This window comes from Nonomuraea sp. NPDC051941 (assembly GCF_044593615.1).
In genome coordinates this window covers 24,657-40,765 of the sequence record NZ_JBIUCF010000056.1, presented here as the reverse complement: position 1 = coordinate 40,765, position 16,109 = coordinate 24,657, and the positions used below count along the sequence as shown (strand labels likewise).

Annotated in this window: 18 protein-coding genes; 6 read left to right on the top strand and 12 right to left on the bottom strand. The window is 69.6% G+C overall.

Features of this window, described 5'->3' with window-relative positions:
- Window positions 1-72 precede the first annotated feature (72 nt).
- Genes ACIHFD_RS56255 through ACIHFD_RS56245 form a run of 3 tightly spaced genes read left to right on the top strand, consistent with a single transcriptional unit; the run spans window position 73 to window position 2,653 of the window.
- A complete protein-coding gene (locus ACIHFD_RS56255; protein WP_355197335.1) occupies window positions 73-747 on the top strand; it encodes a response regulator transcription factor in 675 nt (224 codons plus the stop codon).
- Window positions 744-2,156 carry a HAMP domain-containing sensor histidine kinase gene (locus ACIHFD_RS56250; RefSeq protein WP_363970779.1) on the top strand — a complete coding sequence of 471 codons (1,413 nt, stop codon included), beginning with the start codon at window positions 744-746 and terminating at the stop codon, window positions 2,154-2,156. The genes ACIHFD_RS56255 and ACIHFD_RS56250 overlap by 4 nt, the downstream gene beginning before the upstream one ends.
- Window positions 2,153-2,653 carry a hypothetical protein gene (locus ACIHFD_RS56245; RefSeq protein ID WP_397373901.1) on the top strand — a complete coding sequence of 167 codons (501 nt, stop codon included), beginning with the start codon at window positions 2,153-2,155 and terminating at the stop codon, window positions 2,651-2,653. Before ACIHFD_RS56250 ends, ACIHFD_RS56245 begins: the two co-directional genes overlap by 4 nt.
- Here the strand turns inward: ACIHFD_RS56245 and ACIHFD_RS56240 are convergent, their stop codons facing one another.
- The 11 genes from ACIHFD_RS56240 to ACIHFD_RS56190 form a co-directional block, all read right to left on the bottom strand.
- On the bottom strand, window positions 2,654-3,922 hold the full coding sequence (locus ACIHFD_RS56240; RefSeq protein ID WP_397373951.1) for a PhoH family protein: 1,269 nt from the start codon (window positions 3,920-3,922) through the stop codon (window positions 2,654-2,656).
- 258 nt (window positions 3,923-4,180) lie between these two features.
- Entirely contained in the window at window positions 4,181-4,942 is a 762-nt protein-coding gene (locus ACIHFD_RS56235; RefSeq protein WP_350725689.1) for an isoprenyl transferase, read from the bottom strand.
- A 51-nt stretch (window positions 4,943-4,993) separates the two neighbouring features.
- Window positions 4,994-5,494 carry a hypothetical protein gene (locus tag ACIHFD_RS56230; RefSeq protein ID WP_350725691.1) on the bottom strand — a complete coding sequence of 167 codons (501 nt, stop codon included), beginning with the start codon at window positions 5,492-5,494 and terminating at the stop codon, window positions 4,994-4,996.
- A gap of 122 nt (window positions 5,495-5,616) precedes the next feature.
- Window positions 5,617-6,048, bottom strand: coding sequence for a hypothetical protein (locus ACIHFD_RS56225; RefSeq protein WP_397373900.1), 432 nt, complete (start codon window positions 6,046-6,048; stop codon window positions 5,617-5,619).
- A complete protein-coding gene (locus ACIHFD_RS56220) occupies window positions 6,045-6,890 on the bottom strand; it encodes a DUF692 family multinuclear iron-containing protein (RefSeq protein ID WP_397373899.1) in 846 nt (281 codons plus the stop codon). Before ACIHFD_RS56220 ends, ACIHFD_RS56225 begins: the two co-directional genes overlap by 4 nt.
- Window position 6,891: 1 nt before the next feature.
- Window positions 6,892-7,797, bottom strand: coding sequence for a TIGR04222 domain-containing membrane protein (locus tag ACIHFD_RS56215; RefSeq protein ID WP_397373898.1), 906 nt, complete (start codon window positions 7,795-7,797; stop codon window positions 6,892-6,894).
- Window positions 7,798-7,985: 188 nt separating this feature from the next.
- Entirely contained in the window at window positions 7,986-9,779 is a 1,794-nt protein-coding gene (locus tag ACIHFD_RS56210) for a phosphoenolpyruvate carboxykinase (GTP) (protein WP_397373897.1), read from the bottom strand.
- 248 nt (window positions 9,780-10,027) lie between these two features.
- Window positions 10,028-10,549 (bottom strand): hypothetical protein, encoded by a 522-nt coding sequence (locus ACIHFD_RS56205; RefSeq protein WP_350725701.1) that lies wholly within the window; start codon window positions 10,547-10,549, stop codon window positions 10,028-10,030.
- Between the two features lie 573 nt (window positions 10,550-11,122).
- A complete protein-coding gene (locus ACIHFD_RS56200; protein WP_397373896.1) occupies window positions 11,123-12,280 on the bottom strand; it encodes a C40 family peptidase in 1,158 nt (385 codons plus the stop codon).
- Window positions 12,281-12,402: 122 nt separating this feature from the next.
- Window positions 12,403-12,903, bottom strand: a complete 501-nt coding sequence (greA, locus tag ACIHFD_RS56195) for a transcription elongation factor GreA (protein WP_148437100.1) — start codon at window positions 12,901-12,903, stop codon at window positions 12,403-12,405.
- A 108-nt stretch (window positions 12,904-13,011) separates the two neighbouring features.
- On the bottom strand, window positions 13,012-13,431 hold the full coding sequence (locus ACIHFD_RS56190; protein WP_355197352.1) for a DUF4307 domain-containing protein: 420 nt from the start codon (window positions 13,429-13,431) through the stop codon (window positions 13,012-13,014).
- A gap of 135 nt (window positions 13,432-13,566) precedes the next feature.
- Between ACIHFD_RS56190 and mca the strand changes: the two genes are divergently transcribed.
- The 3 genes from mca to ACIHFD_RS56175 are packed head-to-tail and all read left to right on the top strand — an operon-like array spanning window position 13,567 to window position 14,947.
- Entirely contained in the window at window positions 13,567-14,451 is an 885-nt protein-coding gene (gene mca, locus ACIHFD_RS56185) for a mycothiol conjugate amidase Mca (RefSeq protein ID WP_350725707.1), read from the top strand.
- Window positions 14,452-14,485: 34 nt separating this feature from the next.
- Window positions 14,486-14,650 (top strand): hypothetical protein, encoded by a 165-nt coding sequence (locus ACIHFD_RS56180; RefSeq protein WP_192788033.1) that lies wholly within the window; start codon window positions 14,486-14,488, stop codon window positions 14,648-14,650.
- On the top strand, window positions 14,651-14,947 hold the full coding sequence (locus ACIHFD_RS56175) for a GNAT family N-acetyltransferase (RefSeq protein ID WP_350725709.1): 297 nt from the start codon (window positions 14,651-14,653) through the stop codon (window positions 14,945-14,947).
- Here ACIHFD_RS56175 and ACIHFD_RS56170 read toward each other — a convergent pair.
- Window positions 14,930-16,078, bottom strand: a complete 1,149-nt coding sequence (locus ACIHFD_RS56170; RefSeq protein WP_397373950.1) for a hypothetical protein — start codon at window positions 16,076-16,078, stop codon at window positions 14,930-14,932. The two genes, ACIHFD_RS56175 and ACIHFD_RS56170, sit on opposite strands and share 18 nt — an antisense overlap.
- Window positions 16,079-16,109: the final 31 nt, after the last annotated feature.

Here is a 16,109-nt window from a genome sequence, read left to right as displayed (position 1 = left end):
TGTCCCATCTGTGACACGTCACAGTTTGGTGACTTAGTTCGGGCATTCGGGACATGGAATAATAATTTGTGCGTGGCAGGCATCCTCCTGGTTGAAGACGACCCCTCGGTGCGTACGGCTCTCGAGCTGGCGCTGACCCGGCAGGGGCATTCCGTCACCTCGTACGCGACCGGCGAGGAGGCGCTCGACCACATCAGGGCCCGCCGCCCGGAGATCGCGATCCTCGACGTGATGCTCCCCGGGATCGACGGGATCGAGGTCTGCCGCCGCGTACGCAAGCTCGACCAGCTCCCCGTCATCCTGCTCACGGCCCGCGGCGACGACCTGGACGTGGTGGTCGGGCTGGAGGCCGGCGCGGACGACTACGTGGTCAAGCCGGTCGAGCCCCGGGTCCTGGACGCGCGCATCCGCGCCATCCTGCGCAGGGCCGAGTCCGCCGCCTCCGATCGCATCACCTTCGGCGACCTCGTGATCGACCGGGGCGCGCTCAAGGTCATGCTGGCCAACAAGGAGATCCACCTGACGCCGACCGAGCTGCGGCTGCTGCTGGAGCTCGTACGGCACCCGGGCCAGGTGCTCAACCGCCGCTACCTGCTGCGCGAGGTCTGGGACCACACGCACATCGCCGACTCGCGGCTGGTGGACGCCTGCGTGCAGCGGATCCGGGCCAAGATCGAGCCGAGGCCGGCCGAGCCCGTGTTCATCCACACGGTGCGCGGGTTCGGCTACCGCTTCAGCCCTCCGTGATCCCCCTGCCCACGGGACTGCGCGCCCGCCTCGTCATCACGTTCACGCTCGTCGCCGTCACCGCCTCGCTGCTGGTCGCCACCATCGGCTTCGAGCTGGCCAAGACGGCGCTCGTGACCCGCGAGGAGAACACCTCTCTCGACCTCGTGATCAGAGAGCTGGGCAGCATCACGTTCCCCATAGGCAAGCTCGCGCCCGGCGAGGCCGCGCCGACCATCAAGGAGCTGGACCGGGTCGCCGCCGCGCTGAGCGGGCCGGGCCGCAGCGTGATCGTCGAGTACGGCACGTTGGTCTCCACCGAGGGGCCCATGACCCTGAGCGACGTGCCCAACGAGCTCTACGGCCGGGCCAAGCAGAGCGTGGTCACCCAGCGCAAGGTCATCCGCAACCAGCTCTGGCTCATCGTCGGCGCCGAGGTCTACCGCGACGTCGACGGCGCTCCCCAGGCCACCGGGCTGCGCGCGTTCGCGTTCTTCCCGATGCGGGGCGACGAGAACCAGCTCAACACGCTCAGGGCCACGCTCGCCCAGGCCGGCGCCGCCATCGTGCTGATCGCGCTGGTCGTGGCGCTGCTGTCGGCCAGGCAGGTGCTGCTGCCGGTCAGGCGGCTGAGCGCGGCCGCGCAGGCGCTCGGCCAGGGCAGGCTGGACACGCGCCTGCCCGTCCACGGGCAGGACGAGCTGGCCGAGCTGACCTCCAGGTTCAACGACGCGGCCGCGGCGCTGGAGCTGAGCGTGTCCGAGCTGCGCTCGCTGGAGGCCATGTCGCGCAGGTTCGTGGCGGACGTCTCGCACGAGTTGCGCACACCCCTGACCGCCATGACCGCCGTGGCCGACATGCTCTCCGAGGAGGCGGGCCGGCTGCCGGATGCGCCGGCGGAGGCCGTCCGGCTGGTCCTCAGGGAGATCGAGCGCCTGCGCGAGCTGGTCGAGCACCTCATCGAGATCAGCCGCTTCGACGCGGGCACGGCCACGCTCAACGTCGAGCCGGTGAACGTGGCCGACGCCATCGCCGACTGCCTGGAAGTGCGCGGCTGGACCGATCAGGTGGAGGTGAAGGCGTCCCAGGGCTTGACGGTGAACCTCGACCCGAGGAGGTTCGACGTCATCGTGGCCAACCTGGTCGGCAACGCGCTCAAGCACGGGCAGCGACCCGTCATGGTGAGCGCCAGAGGCACGGAGAACGGCCTGGAGGTGAAGGTGCGCGACCACGGCAAGGGCATCCCGCGCGAGGCGCTGGCGCACGTCTTCGACCGCTTCTTCAAGGCCGGCGCGGGCCGGGCCCGCAGCCAGGGCAGCGGCCTCGGCCTCGCGATCGCCAGGGCGAACGTCCACCTCCACGGCGGCACGATCTCCGTACGCCTGCAGAATCCCGGCACGCTCTTCACGGTCTGGCTACCGCACTCATGACCCGCGCTCTCGTCCTCGCTCTCCTGCTCGCCCTGACGGCCTGCGGCATCTCGCCCACGGACGTCCAGGACCGGGGGAACGCGCCCACCATCAAGATCCCGCCGCCGTCCAAGACGATCTTCCTGATCAGGAACGGCAAGCTCGCCCTGGAGGCGGCCGACGTCGAGAACGACACCGTCGCCAGCCTGCTCGGCGCGCTCTTCGCGGCCTCCTCGCAACCTCTGGACGGCGGCCGGGACACCGCGCTGCGCGGGTTCACGTACCTGGGGATCAAGGACTCGCTGAACCCCGTGCAGCGCGACGAGATCCAGCTGCCCCGCACCTCGACGCTGACCGTCTACGTCAGGGGCGACGGCACGCTCACCAGGCTCGGCATGGCGCAGATCGTCTGCACGGCCCAGCAGGACGCGGCGTACGAGATGGTGAAGATCGTCCGGGAGAACGTGAACCGCCCCTCCAAGTCGGAGGGGCAGCACACCTGCGGCGAGCTCAAGTGATCACATCGTGATGTCCTCGAGCATCTCCGTCACCAGCGCCGCGATCGGAGAGCGCTCCGACCTGGTCAGCGTGACGTGCGCGAAGAGCGGGTGGCCCTTCAGCTTCTCCACCACCGCGACCACGCCGTCGTGCCGGCCGACGCGGAGGTTGTCGCGCTGGGCCACGTCGTGGGTGAGCACGACCCGGGAGTTGGCGCCGATCCGGCTCAGCACGGTCAGCAGCACCCCGCGCTCCAGCGACTGGGCCTCGTCCACGATCACGAACGCGTCGTGCAGCGACCGGCCTCGGATGTGCGTCAGCGGGAGCACCTCCAGCATGCCCCTGTCGAGCACCTCCTCGATCACCTCGGGCGAGGTGATCGCGCCGAGCGTGTCGTAGACCGCCTGCGCCCACGGGCCCATCTTCTCGCCCTCGGAGCCCGGCAGGTAGCCGAGCTCCTGGCCGCCCACGGCGTACAGGGGGCGGAAGACGACCACCTTGCGGTGCTGGCGGCGCTCCAGGACCGCCTCCAGGCCCGCGCAGAGCGCGAGCGCCGACTTGCCGGTGCCGGCCCGGCCGCCCAGCGAGACGATCCCGATCTCCGGGTCCATCAGCAGGTCGAGCGCGATGCGCTGCTCGGCGGAGCGGCCGTGCAGGCCGAACACCTCGCGGTCGCCGCGTACGAGCTTCACCGACTTGTCCGGCTGCACCCTGCCGAGCGCCGAGCCCTTGGCCGACAGCAGCCGCAGGCCGGTGTGCGCCGGCAGGTCCCTGGCCTCCTCGAGGTCGGCGCTGCCCTGGTCGAAGAGCACCTCGACGTCCTCCGCGGTCACCTGGACCTCGGCCATCCCCGTCCAGCCCGACTCGTGTACGAGCTCGGCGCGGTATTCCTCGGCCGCCAGGCCGATCGAGGCCGCCTTGACCCGCAGCGGCAGGTCCTTGGACACCAGGACCACGTCGCAGCCCTCGGCGGCCAGCGAGCGGGCCACGGTCAGGATGCGGGTGTCGTTGTCGCCCAGGCGGAACCCGACGGGCAGAATCGACGGATCGCTGTGATTGAGCTCAACCCTGATCGTGCCGTCCCCCGTGGGCATCGCCTCATCGAGCCTGCCGTACTGGATGCGCAGGTCGTCGAGGTAGCGCAGGGCCTTCCTGGCGAAGTAGCCGAGCTCGGGATGATGGCGCTTCCCCTCCAGCTCGGTGATGACCACGATCGGAAGAACCACGTCGTGCTCGGCGAAGCGTGTCATTGCCGCCGGGTCGGCCAGCAGGACCGACGTGTCCAGCACATACGTGCGCTTGGCCGACAGGTGAGTAGGGTTGCTCGAGGACACTGCCACACGTTCTCCCCCGGGCGCCCATAAGCGCGAGCGCCCTGCAGACGAGGCGGGATTCGGACCGGTCCCACATCCCCGACCGCGAGCTGCCGTCGGCGCCGGGTACCGGCCCCCCTCGGCAGATCTTGGTGCAAAGGCGGGCCCTCTCCGAAATGTCCGGCCTGCGGTCGGACATTTACTACGTTACGTTCTGAATGCCCCGTTGTCGCGTCATGAACCGTAACGTCGGTGTCTCGCAGCGTAGTCGCGCAGCGCCCGCAGGAAATCCACCCTGCGGAAGTCAGGCCAGTAGGCCTCGTGGAAGTAGAACTCAGAGTGAGCGCTCTGCCAGAGCATGAAGCCGGACAGGCGCTGCTCGCCCGAGGTCCGGATGAGAAGATCCGGGTCGGGTTGGCCGCGAGTGTAGAGATGCTCCGCGATGTGCTCCACATCGAGCACCTCGACGAGGTCCTCGATGCTTGCCCCTTTGCTCGCTTGCTCCTGGAGGAGTGAGCGCACCGCATCGGCAATCTCACGCCTTCCTCCATACCCAACTGCAACGTTCACAATCAGGCCTGGACGGTGTGATGATGCTTCCTTTGCGTTTTTCAGGACATTCGCCGTCCGATCCGGCAGCAGATCCAGCGCGCCGACCGGGCTGATCCGCCAGCCCTCGTCCACCAGCTCCTGCGTCACGTCCTCGATGATGCGCAGCAGCGGCTCCAGCTCCTCCTTCGGCCGGTTGAGGTTGTCGTTGGACAGCATCCAGACGGTGACGACCTCGACGCCCGTCTCACGGCACCAGTTGAGCAGCTCCGAGATCTTGTCCGCGCCCTTGCGGTGGCCGCTGGCGACGTCACGCATGCCCATCGCGCGTGCCCAGCGGCGGTTGCCGTCGATGATCACCCCGACGTGCCGGGGGATGATGTCCTTCGACAGCTTGGACTCCAGCCTGTGCTCATACAGCCGGTAGACCAGATCGCGCAGGCCCACGGAGTGCCTCCCCAGCGGTTGCCTTCGGTCGCATGACCCAACAGGCAATTATCACCGCGAATCGCCCGTGCCTGCTCCGTCTAGCGGATTCCTCGCCAGATCTCTACCTTCCAGACATCCTTCCGCCTCATCCACGAGGCTCCGGACGAACACCGACAGCTCCGACGACGTCAGCACCGCCCGCATGCCCACGCCCGTCGAGCCCCACGCCTCCACGTACGCCCTTCTGGTCAGCCGCCACTCGCCCTTGGTGGCCTGCCACACGGGGATGGTCCTGAGCTGGCAGCGCAGCTCCCCGCCGCCCACCAGGCCCGCTCTGGTGCGGTAGCGGAAGGAGAACAGCTCGCTGTCCGGGTCCTCGTCAGGGAACCTGTCGTCGGGGTCGGTCCACCGCCTGGCCGCTCCGCGTCCCTGCCGGGCCTCGTCCACCCCGCGCGCCAGGCGCGCGAGCAGCCAGCCGCACCGCTCTCCGACGCTCCCGTACGGCGTGCCGTCGCGACGCAGTTCGAGGGTGACCTCGTACGGCGTGCCGATGCTGTCCTTGCATGCCACTGGCGTGACGGTCAGATAAGAGCCGTCGACACAACGCAATCCCCCCATTCTCTGACGGTTTCCGGACGAATGCCTGCTAAACCGGCTATCCCTGATCCACCCCTGGCCGGTTGCGGCCACGCTCAGGGCAGGAATCGCGACCACCAATGGGGTTTGGGCGGCGGATCGGGCATGCGGCCGCGCTCGCGCAGCCAGGCGGCGAAGTCGTCCGCGTCGGTGCGGTAGCTGGGCGGCGGCTCGCTGCGGGACCGCGCGTAGGCGGCGAACTCCGCGGGCAGGTCGGGGCCGGCCGCGGCGGCGGCGTCGGGCCGGATCCTGGCCACGATGCCGCGCCGCTTGGCGACCAGGCTCGACGCCTGCACCCGCATCCGCTCCGGGTCGAACCCCTGGGGCAGCTCCGCGCCGGCGACGAGCGCCGCCACGACCTGCCCCTGCGCCTCGGCCAGCCGCCGCCGCGCCGCCCCCAGCCCCTCGGCGCCCGCCACCGCCGAGGGGACGTCAGCCGTCACCGCGGCCGGGGCTTCGGGGGCCGGGGAGCGGCGCCGGTCCGTCATCCGGGCTCCCCGGCCGCGGACATCGCCGTGCGGATCCTGGCCAGCTCGTTCCCCAGGGCGGCGTCGCTCGGGTACTCGTCGTCCCACTCCAGCAGCACTCCCGGCGGGGTGGCGCGGGCGCACAGCTCCGTGAGCAGGTCGAGTATCGGCTCCGGCGCGGAGGTGGTGTGCGTGTCGTGCCAGATGCCGTGGTGCTCGTACCCGCCGGCCACGTGGACGTACGCGAGGTGCTCCAGCGGCAGCGCGTCGAGCGCGTCCGTGGCCGACAACCCCAGGTTGAACTGGTTGGTGTAGAGGTTGGCCACGTCGATCAGCAGCCCGACCCCGGTGCGCTCGACCAGCTCGGCGAGGAACTGGGCCTCGGTCAGCTCGTCGTCCGGCCAGCCGAAGATGGCGGCGACGTTCTCCAGGGCGAGCGGCACCGGCAGCGCGTCCTGGGCCCTGCGCACGTTCGCGGTGATGACCCGCAGGGATTCGCGGGTGCGCGGCACGGGCAGCAGGTGCCCGGCCTCGATGCCGCCGCCCCGTACGAACGCCAGATGCTCGCTGACCAGCGGCGCGTCCAGCGCCTCCGCGCAGGCGGCCAGGTGGGCGAGCCGGGCCGGGGAGGGCGGCTCGGCGCCGCCGACGCCGAGCGACACCCCGTGCGGGACCACCGGCAGCCCTCTGGTGCGCAGCACGCGTAACGACTCGGGGAGGTCGGCGGGCTTGAGGTTCTCGGCGACGACCTCGAGGAAGTCGACGCCGGGCATCCGCTCGATGGACAGGTCCAGCTCGGCCCGCCAGCCGATCCCCACCCCCAGCTCGACCCCGGTACGCTGCCGTGCTCCCGGCTCGGCCATGTCAGCTCCCTCCTCCCCCGCAACCGCCGCCGCCGCAGCCGCTCGCGCCGCCGCAGCTCGACGAGCCGCCGCCGCAGCCGTGGTGAGACGCCCCGCCGCAGCCTCCGCCGCCGCTGTATCCGCCACCGTACGTCGCCCGCCGCCTGGGCCGGCGGGCCGCCCTGGCCGCGCGCAGGTCGGCCTTCACCTGCGCGCCCGGACCGTACAGCGCGGTGTGCACCCGCCCGCCGCCCGAGCCCAGCGGGTGCGTCTTCCTGGCGTTACCGAGTCGCTCCACCCCGTGGGCGGTCAGCTTGTGCCGACGGGACTTCCGGCGGTTGGCGATCGCGGCGGCCGCGCCCGTGCCGGTGATCGCCAGGGCGATCAGCGAGAACGCGAGGAGCGGCTTCGTGCCCTCGGTGAGCACGGTGACCACGGCCGCCACGACCCCCGCGAAGGCCAGCGCCGACACCACCTGTAGGCCGGCGGCCAGCCGGTCGAGCCGCCTGGCGCGGTCGCCGGGCAGGACCAGGCCGGCGTCTGTGAGCTGGCGCTTGAGCTCGTCCATCGCCAGGCTCCTGCGCACCTCGGTCTTGAGCGCGGACGCCGTGAGTCCGGAACGGTCGGCGACGGTGGCCAGCACCACCTGCTCGACGGGGTCCCGCGACACCGACCGCGCGTGGACGCTGTGCACGTGCCCCCCGCGTGCCACGCGCAGATCTCCCGAGCCGGTCAGGAGAGCGATGGCCGTTCCGGCCACCTGCTCCGGGCCGCCCGCCAGATAGGCGATCTCGTAGTGGCTCAGTTTCCGGCCCATGGCGCGAGTACGGGACGTCGTCGGGACGGCGCGCTCGCGTTTGAATGCGGAGGCGGTGGTTAAGGCAGTCGCGGCCAGAGCCACCGAAAGGATCAGCAGGAACAGGTCCATTTAGGCCTCCCTCCGTCCAGCCGAATTAGGCTGGTTATCGGAAGGACGCGTAAGGCAGAGGTAAAGGTTTCGTTCTGCTCATTTAGATTATTCGAATTTCGTCGGCGGCTCCCGCCGCGGTTCGCCGCCCGGTCGGCAGACCAGCGGCTCCGTCGAATTCGACGGAGCCGCCGTACCGCACGAAGGGGTCAGCCGAGGCGGTCCAGCAGGGCGTTGTACTCGTCCCACAGTTCCTTCGGCAGATGCGAGCCGAACTTGTCGAAGTGGGCCGGGATCAGCGACGCCTCCTCGCGCCACACCTCCTTGTCGACCGACAGGAGGGTGCGCAGGTCCTCCTCGGTCAGGTCCAGGCCCTTGGTGTCGAGGTCGGCCGGCAGCAGGCCGATCGCCGTCGGCACGGCCTTGGCCTCGCCGTTGAGCCGGTCGACGATCCACTTGAGCACGCGGCTGTTCTCGCCGAAGCCCGGCCAGATGAACTTGCCCTCGGCGTTCTTGCGGAACCAGTTGACGTAGTAGATCCGCGGCAGCTTGGCGCCCTTGCGGCGGCCGATCTCCAGCCAGTGGTCGAAGTAGTCGCCCATGTTGTAGCCGCAGAACGGCAGCATGGCGAACGGGTCGTGGCGCAGCTCGCCGACCTTGCCCTCGGCCGCGGCGGTCTTCTCGGAGGCGACGTTGGCTCCGAGGAAGACGCCGTGCTCCCAGCTCAGCGACTCTGTGACCAGAGGCACGGCGGTGGCGCGGCGACCGCCGAACAAGATCGCTGAGATGGGCACACCCTTGGGGTCCTGCCATTCGGGTGCGATGGTCGGACACTGGGCGGCGGGAGTGGTGAAGCGGGCGTTCGGGTGGGCGGCCGGCTCGTCGCCGCCGGGCGTCCAGGAACGGCCCTTCCAGTCGGTCAGGTGCGCCGGCGGCTCCTCGGTCAGCCCCTCCCACCACACGTCGCCGTCGTCGGTGAGCGCGACGTTGGTGAAGATGCTGTTGCCCCAGAGCGTCTTGATCGCGTTGGCGTTGGTCACCTGGCCGGTGCCGGGCGCGACGCCGAAGAAGCCGGCCTCCGGGTTGATCGCGTAGAGGCGGCCGTCGTCGCCGAAGCGCATCCAGGCGATGTCGTCGCCGATCGTCTCGACCTTCCAGCCCGGGATCGTGGGCTGGAGCATGGCGAGGTTGGTCTTGCCGCAGGCGCTCGGGAAGGCGGCCGCGACGTAGCGGGTCTCGCCGGACGGCGGCGTGAGCTTGAGGATCAGCATGTGCTCGGCCATCCAGCCCTCGTCGCGGGCCATGGCGCTGGCGATGCGCAGGGCGTAGCACTTCTTGCCGAGCAGGGCGTTGCCGCCGTAGCCGGACCCGTACGACCAGATCTCGCGGGTCTCGGGGAAGTGGCTGATGTACTTCGTCGAGCTGCACGGCCAGGGCACGTCCTGCTGACCGTGCTCCAGCGGCGCCCCGACGGAGTGGACCGCCTTGACGAACTCGCCCCTCTGCTCGATCAGGCGGAGCGCCCTGTCCCCCATCCTGGTCATGATCCGCATGGAGACGGCGACGTACGGAGAGTCGGTGATCTCGACGCCGAGCTGCGAGATCTCGCCGCCGAGCGGGCCCATGCAGAACGGCACGACGTACATCGTGCGGCCGCGCATGCAGCCCTTGAAGAGCTGCCGGAACGTCCGGCGCATCTCGTCGGGCGCGATCCAGTTGTTGGTCGGGCCCGCGTCCTCCTCGCGCTCGGAGCAGATGAAGGTACGGTCCTCGACCCTGGCCACGTCGCTGGGGTCGGACTTGGCGTAGAAGCTGTTGGGCCGGGCGGCGAGTCGCGTGAACGTCCCCTGATCCACGAGCAGGTTGGTCAGGCGCGTCCACTCCTCTTCGGACCCGTCGCACCACTCGATCCGGTCTGGCTGGGTCAGGGCGGCGATCTCGTTCACCCACGCGGCCAATTCGCCATTGCTGGTCGGTGCGGGCACTTCCACGGAAACGGACACGACTGCGACTCCTCCACTGTCTCAGGGCCCAGTCATCATTAACGACGAAGCGGCATGAAAGCCAATTGGCATAGACCTGTTGGCCTGACCGTCGCCGCAGGCAGCGGCCCTGACGATTGGTGGAGCCTACCCAGCCCGAGCAGATTTAAAAGAGAATTAACATGCAGTGGTCCAGTCCAATTCCGATGGTCTAAACCAATTTCCCCAGTGGTTTAGTCCATTTCCGCGCCCGTTTCCGCTGCGTGGTCTCAGGAATTGATGTCGGGTCCCTCGGAGCGAACGCGGTCGACGTGCTGGAGCGCGTCCCGCAGGTCGGCGAGCCATGTGTCGGTGTGCTTGCCGACCAGACGTACGCACCAGGCGAGCGCGTCGCTGCGACTCCTGGCCACTCCCGCGGCCACGAGCGTGTCCAGAACCTGCCGCTCCGTCTGACGCAGCCTGGTCATCACGGGCACGGAGAGTGTGGTGAACATCACAGTCTCGCCGCCGCAGACCACACCCCAGGACACCTTCTGCCGGAACTTGCGCTCGGCCTCCCGGGCGATCTCGATCCGCCGCTCGCGCGTCTCCTCCCTGAACCTCCTGGCCAGCCCTTCGACCAGAGCGGCCCGCTCGGCCTCCGGCACGTCGTCCGGGGGGTCGGGGAGGGTGCCGAGCACCGCGATCTCCTCGCGGTCCCTGACGATCTCGGGCGCACCGGTGAACCAGCCCTCGGGCAGCCGTCCGGTGAACCAGCCGTGAATCTGCGCGGTGTCGTCGTCTGTTGCCATGTAATCACCATTACACAGTTGCACGCGAAATGCACGCCTCCAGGACCGCGTTTACGCACCCCACCGCCCCCTCCCCCCTCATGCCCACCCCCCGCCCCACCCGCCCCGGAAGGGCTACGCCGCGAGGGTGCTCACGGGGGCCTGATCATGCGCACCCCACCCACCCACGGAGCGACGGGCGCGGGCGCGGGGGCGAGGGCATGACGGCAGGCGCGGGGGCACGGCGCGGGCGGACCGTCGTCTTGCGGGCCTCGCGGGTGGGCCTAGGGATGCACAGCGCAGCACGGCGCGGCGCGGGTCCGCGCACCGGGGGCGGGCCGTCGGTCGCTGGCCGAGCGCGTCATGCCACCACCCGCCCGCAGCATCGCGGCGCGGCCCCACGTGGTGCGACGCCGTGCGCGCGTCGTCGGGCGGCCGGGGCCGGGCTGGTCGGAGCCGGGGCTGGGCTGCTCAGGGCCGGGGCCGGGGCCGGGCTGGTCGGAGCCGGGGCTGGGCTGGTCAGGGGCCGGGGCCGGGCTGGTCGGGTACGGGGGCGGGCTTGCCGGAGCCGGGCTGGTCGGGGGACGAGCGGGGTTAGCGGACCTTGGCGGCGGCGACTGGGCTTACGCGGACGATGCCTGCCAGGTTGCGGGTGTGCACGGGCGAGATCTTGACGACATCGCCGGTACGCGGCGCCTGGATCATCTTCCCGTTACCCCAATAAATCGCTACATGGGAGATGTAGTCGGGATTGGTCGGGTCGAGGCGCCAGAAGATCAGATCGCCCGGCTGCGCCTGTGACAGCGGAACCTGCGGCCCGGTCACCCACTGCTGGTGCGTCACCCGGGGCATCCGTACCCCCGCCTGGGCGAAGGCCCACTGGACCAGGCCGGAGCAGTCGAAGGTGTCTGGCCCCTCGGCGCCCCACACGTACGGCCGGCCGAGCTTGGAGGCGGCGGCCTTCAGCGCCACGGTGATCTGCTCGCCCGTCATGAACGACCCGGAAGGCCAGGTACGGGTCGGGGTCTGCGGCTGCGGGAGGACCGGGTTGACCATGGCCACCTGCGTGCCCTTGGGCAGCCGCTTGAGGATGGCCCTGCGCAGCGTCTCGGAGTTGGTGTCGGGGGCGCTCACGATGAGGGCGTTGTCGCGCGGGAGTCCTAAGGTCCGCCCCACGTTCTTGGACACGACGGCGTCCACCGCGCCGAACCCGGTGGTGGCGTACGCGCCGATCCGCAGCGTCCCGGCCGGGCTGGCCACGCGCCGGTGCAGCGCGAGCCCGCCGTCGTTGCCGAGCACGAACGACACCGCCACGTCACCCGCCGCGACGTTCTGCCAGAGCGCGTCGGACGAAGCGGTCACCTTGGGCGTGTACGAGCGGAACGTGGACGGATTGACCGCCAGCGTCTGCACCCGCTTGTCGTCGAGCATGACGGACGCCGCGTCGGCCAGCTCCAGGGCCCGCACCCCGCGCAGCTTGGCCACCTTCCGTAACAGCTCGTTGGTGAACGGCTTGCTGGTCAGCACGAACAGGTTGGGCTTGTGCAGCTTCTTCAGCGGCTCCACCGGCTGGACGGTGGCGACAGGCGGCGGTTGCTGCTGCCCCTGCTGCTGTTGCGGCCGGCGCTGCGCCAGCGGCGTCTGCTTGAGCGTGGCCTGGGCGCGTACGGGACCGACGTCCTGTCCGGATCGCGCGAGCAGCAGCACGTCGGCGGTCAGCACCGCGACCAGCGCCACCACGATGAACGGCACCAGCTTGTACGTGTTGCTCCGCTTACGAGAGTTGACCAGGAAGCTGAGGTCCTGCCGGATCCCTGACGCACGCGAAAAATCCGCCGGGCCAGCGTGGGCCCGGCGGTCGTCCTGCGGGGGTGTCAGTTGCCGATGTACGGCACTGCCTCAAGGATCTCGACCGTGTTCTGGCGGCCGTTGGGCATGGAGTAGGTCGCCTTCTCCCCGATCTTCTTGCCGTTGATCGCCGCCCCCAGCGGGGACTTCGGCGAGTAGACGTCGATCGGCGCTCCGCTCTCTTCGCGGGAGGCGAGCAGGAAGGTGACCTCGTCGTCGTCGCCGACGAAGCGGATGGTCACGGTCATGCCGGGGCCCACCACGCCCTCGGCCTTGGGGGCCTCTCCCACCTGGGCGTTGTCGAGGATCTGCCGGAGGTGGAAGATCCGGGCTTCCATCTTGCCCTGCTCGTCCTTGGCGGCGTGGTAGCCACCGTTCTCACGCAGGTCGCCCTCTTCGCGGGCGGCTTCGATCTTCTTGGCGATGTCGACGCGCCCGGGGCCAGAGAGATATTCGTACTCCGCCTTCAGGCGGTCGTACGCCTCCTGCGTCAGCCATGTGACGTTCTCATCGCGAGAGTCGGCCACGGGTTCTCCTTGCTTGCCTAGGGGGCCCTGAGATCACTTGAGGTTACGTGTGGTTGAATTGCGAAAGGCTAACAAGTCAACCGCTCCAACGCTTCCCCAAACGTCTCACTATACGAGATTGCAGTACTGGATGTGGACGGAAGTGGCCTCACCACTGGTGTCGAGGCTTTCCTTGATCTGCTTACTACCCCCGCCAGCCGGGATTCTTACTTCCTTGCTGCCCACTTCCGCGTGATAGACGTCCAGCGCCCTGATCCGGCAGACAGCCACCCTATCGTCTGGCTTGTACACCTCAAAGGTGATCTCCGCGCGATTCGCGCTGACGACGTTGAACGTCACCACCTGCGACGGCGCCTCCGAACCGCCCGCCGTCATCGACCACATCACGTAACCCCAGCCACCCGCGATGATGGCCACCAGCACGCCGATCACGACGTGGACGACCAGCCGCCCGCCTCGTTTGGGGCGGTCGGGGAAGTCGTCGGGTGTGCCGAGAACTGGTTGGTTCTCGACATCTCTGGTCGCCATGGCGGAATCTCCCTGCACTCCCTGAGCGTTATCCGAGACAATTGTCGCCCGCGGGGGGTGTGCCCTCGCGACCGCCCAGCAGAAACTAACCTCTCTGGGCGAGTGACCGGTCCCTACTGAGGAGACATCGAGCCCGTGAGTGCACCGCTGAGGCTGATGGCCGTCCACGCCCACCCCGATGACGAGTCGAGCAAGGGCGCCGCCACGATGGCGCGTTACGTGCGCGAAGGTGTGGAAGTGCTGGTCTGTACGCTCACGGGTGGTGAGCGGGGCTCCGTGCTCAATCCGAAGATGGATCGGCCCGAGATCGTGGCGAACATCGCCGCGGTGCGCAAGGCCGAGATGGACCGGGCCCGCGAGATCCTTGGCGTGCAGCAGCGTTTCATGGGCTTCGTCGACTCCGGGCTGCCGGAGAACGAGGACGAGGCGCTGCCCGAGGGCTCCTTCGCCACGCAGAAGCTGGAGGACGCCTCGGCGCCGCTGGTGGCGGCCGTGCGGGAGTTCAGGCCGCACGTGATCATCACGTACGACGACGACGGCGGCTACCCCCACCCCGACCACATCATGACCAACAAGGTCTCGGTGGAGGCCTTCGAGGCCGCCGGCGACCCCGACCGCTACCCGGGCACGGGCGACCCGTGGCAGCCGCTGAAGCTCTACTACCAGATGGGCTTCACCAAGGAGCGGTTCGAGGCGCTGCACGAGGCGATGACCGAGCGTGGCCTCGGCTCCCCGTACGCCGACTGGATCTCCCGCTGGGAGGACCGCCCGGCCAAGTGGCCGGTCACCACGCGGGTGCCGTGCGGCGACTACTTCGAGATCCGCGACCAGGCCCTGATCGCCCACGCCACCCAGATCGACCCCGACAGCTGGTGGTTCGTCTGCCCGCGCGAGCTGCAGCAGGAGATCTGGCCGACCGAGGACTACCACCTGGCGCGCTCGCTGGTGGACACGGAGCTGCCGGAGGACGACCTGTTCGCGGGCATCCACGCCGAGGACGTCTCCCCCGCCTGCCACTGACGGGACCACGCTCCCCCAGTGGCAGACTGGAACTGTGAACGTTCTAGCAGCAGGTGATGTGAGTCCGGGCCTGCTCGGCTTCCTCGTCGTGGCTTTCCTCGGCTTTGCCCTGTACTTCCTGGTCAAGTCGATGAACAAGCAGATGTCGAAGATCCAGGTCCCCCACGAGGGCGACGTGGACGACAAGAAGGCCGAGTAGATGCCGATCGAGGTTGTCGACAACTCGACGGAGAGCCGGTTCGAGGTGCTCGTGGACGGCAAGGTCGCCGGGTTCGCCGACTATCGCCTGCTGCCCACCAAGATCGTCTTCACGCACACCGAGGTCCTGCCCGCGTACGAGGGGCAGGGGCTGGCGAGCAGGCTGGTCGCGTTCGCGCTCCAGGCGAGCGCCGACACCGGCCTGCGCGTCGTGCCGCTCTGCCCCTACGTGGCGAAGTACATCAAGCGTCACCCCGAGTTCCAGCACCTGGTCGACAGCTCATTCGGCAGCGCGTGACCAGGCCCGTTCCAGCGCCTTGGGCAGACCCCACCAGCCCAGCGGAGTGAGCACCTCGTCCTTGTCCACGATGCCGAGATAGCCCCACAGGCTCACCACCGAGCCGAACAGGCTCTCGGTCGCGTTGAGATCGTCGGTGTCCTGCTCGTCGACGTCGATGTCCTCCGACTCGGCGATGAGCCGCGCCATCCGCTCGGGCGAGGCCAGCACCCCCGGGCCCAGCCTCGCCAGCGCCGCCACCCCGGCCAGCCAGTCGGCGTGCTGGATCGCGCAGAGGTTGGCCAGCGTCGCGTCCTCCAGGGTGAGCTCCCCGTCCAGGTCGACGAACTCCTCCAGCAGGTCCCCGCTCTCCGACAGGTCCGAGATCGGCCCCGCGATGCCCGCCGCCACCGCCAGCCACAGCTCACCGTCGTCGTCCGGCATCGGGCCTTCCTCGAACCCGGCGCAGGCCCGCAGCACGTTGGCGGGGTAGCCGGGCAGGGCGAGCAGCGTGCGCAGGCGCGCCGCCGCCGCGTCCAGCTCGCCGGCGGGCAGCTCGGGCTGCGCGGGCAGGCCGGCGACGATCCGCCGCAGCTCCGACAGCGCGAACGCCTCCTCCTCGTCCCAGATCGCGAACGACTCCTCGTCCAGCTCGTCGCTCACCGCGAACCCGGGCACCCTGCCGTCCGCCAGCGGCGTGCCGAGCCAGCGCTCCTGCAGCTCCTCGTACGCGCCGCGGGCCGCCCGATCACCTTCCGCCAGCGCGTCGGGGTCGATCTCACCGGCCTCGACCCGTTCCTCCAGGTACGCGACCAGCCGGCCGAACATCTCCACCGCCACGGGCCCGCGCTCGTCCTCCTCCGGCCAGACGAAGTAGCTGGGCGTCATGAGGATCGGCTCGGTGCCGGTGGACTCGACCCAGCGCTGCACGTCGCCGACCGTGGCGACACCCGCCTCGATCGAGCTGAGCGTGGCCTTGGCGGACTCCCAGAACGGGCGGGAGAGCGGGTTGCCCGCCGCCATCATCGCGCGCCGCAGGTCGGGCAGCGCCACCAGCGCCACCCCTGAGGGAACGGCCAGCAGGGCGCGTGCCACGTCCCTGCGGGTGACGGCGCCGACCGGGCGGCCGGCGTGTGCGCAGACGAAGTCCATATCCACGCCCCGTAACCTAGCCCGTCCCGGC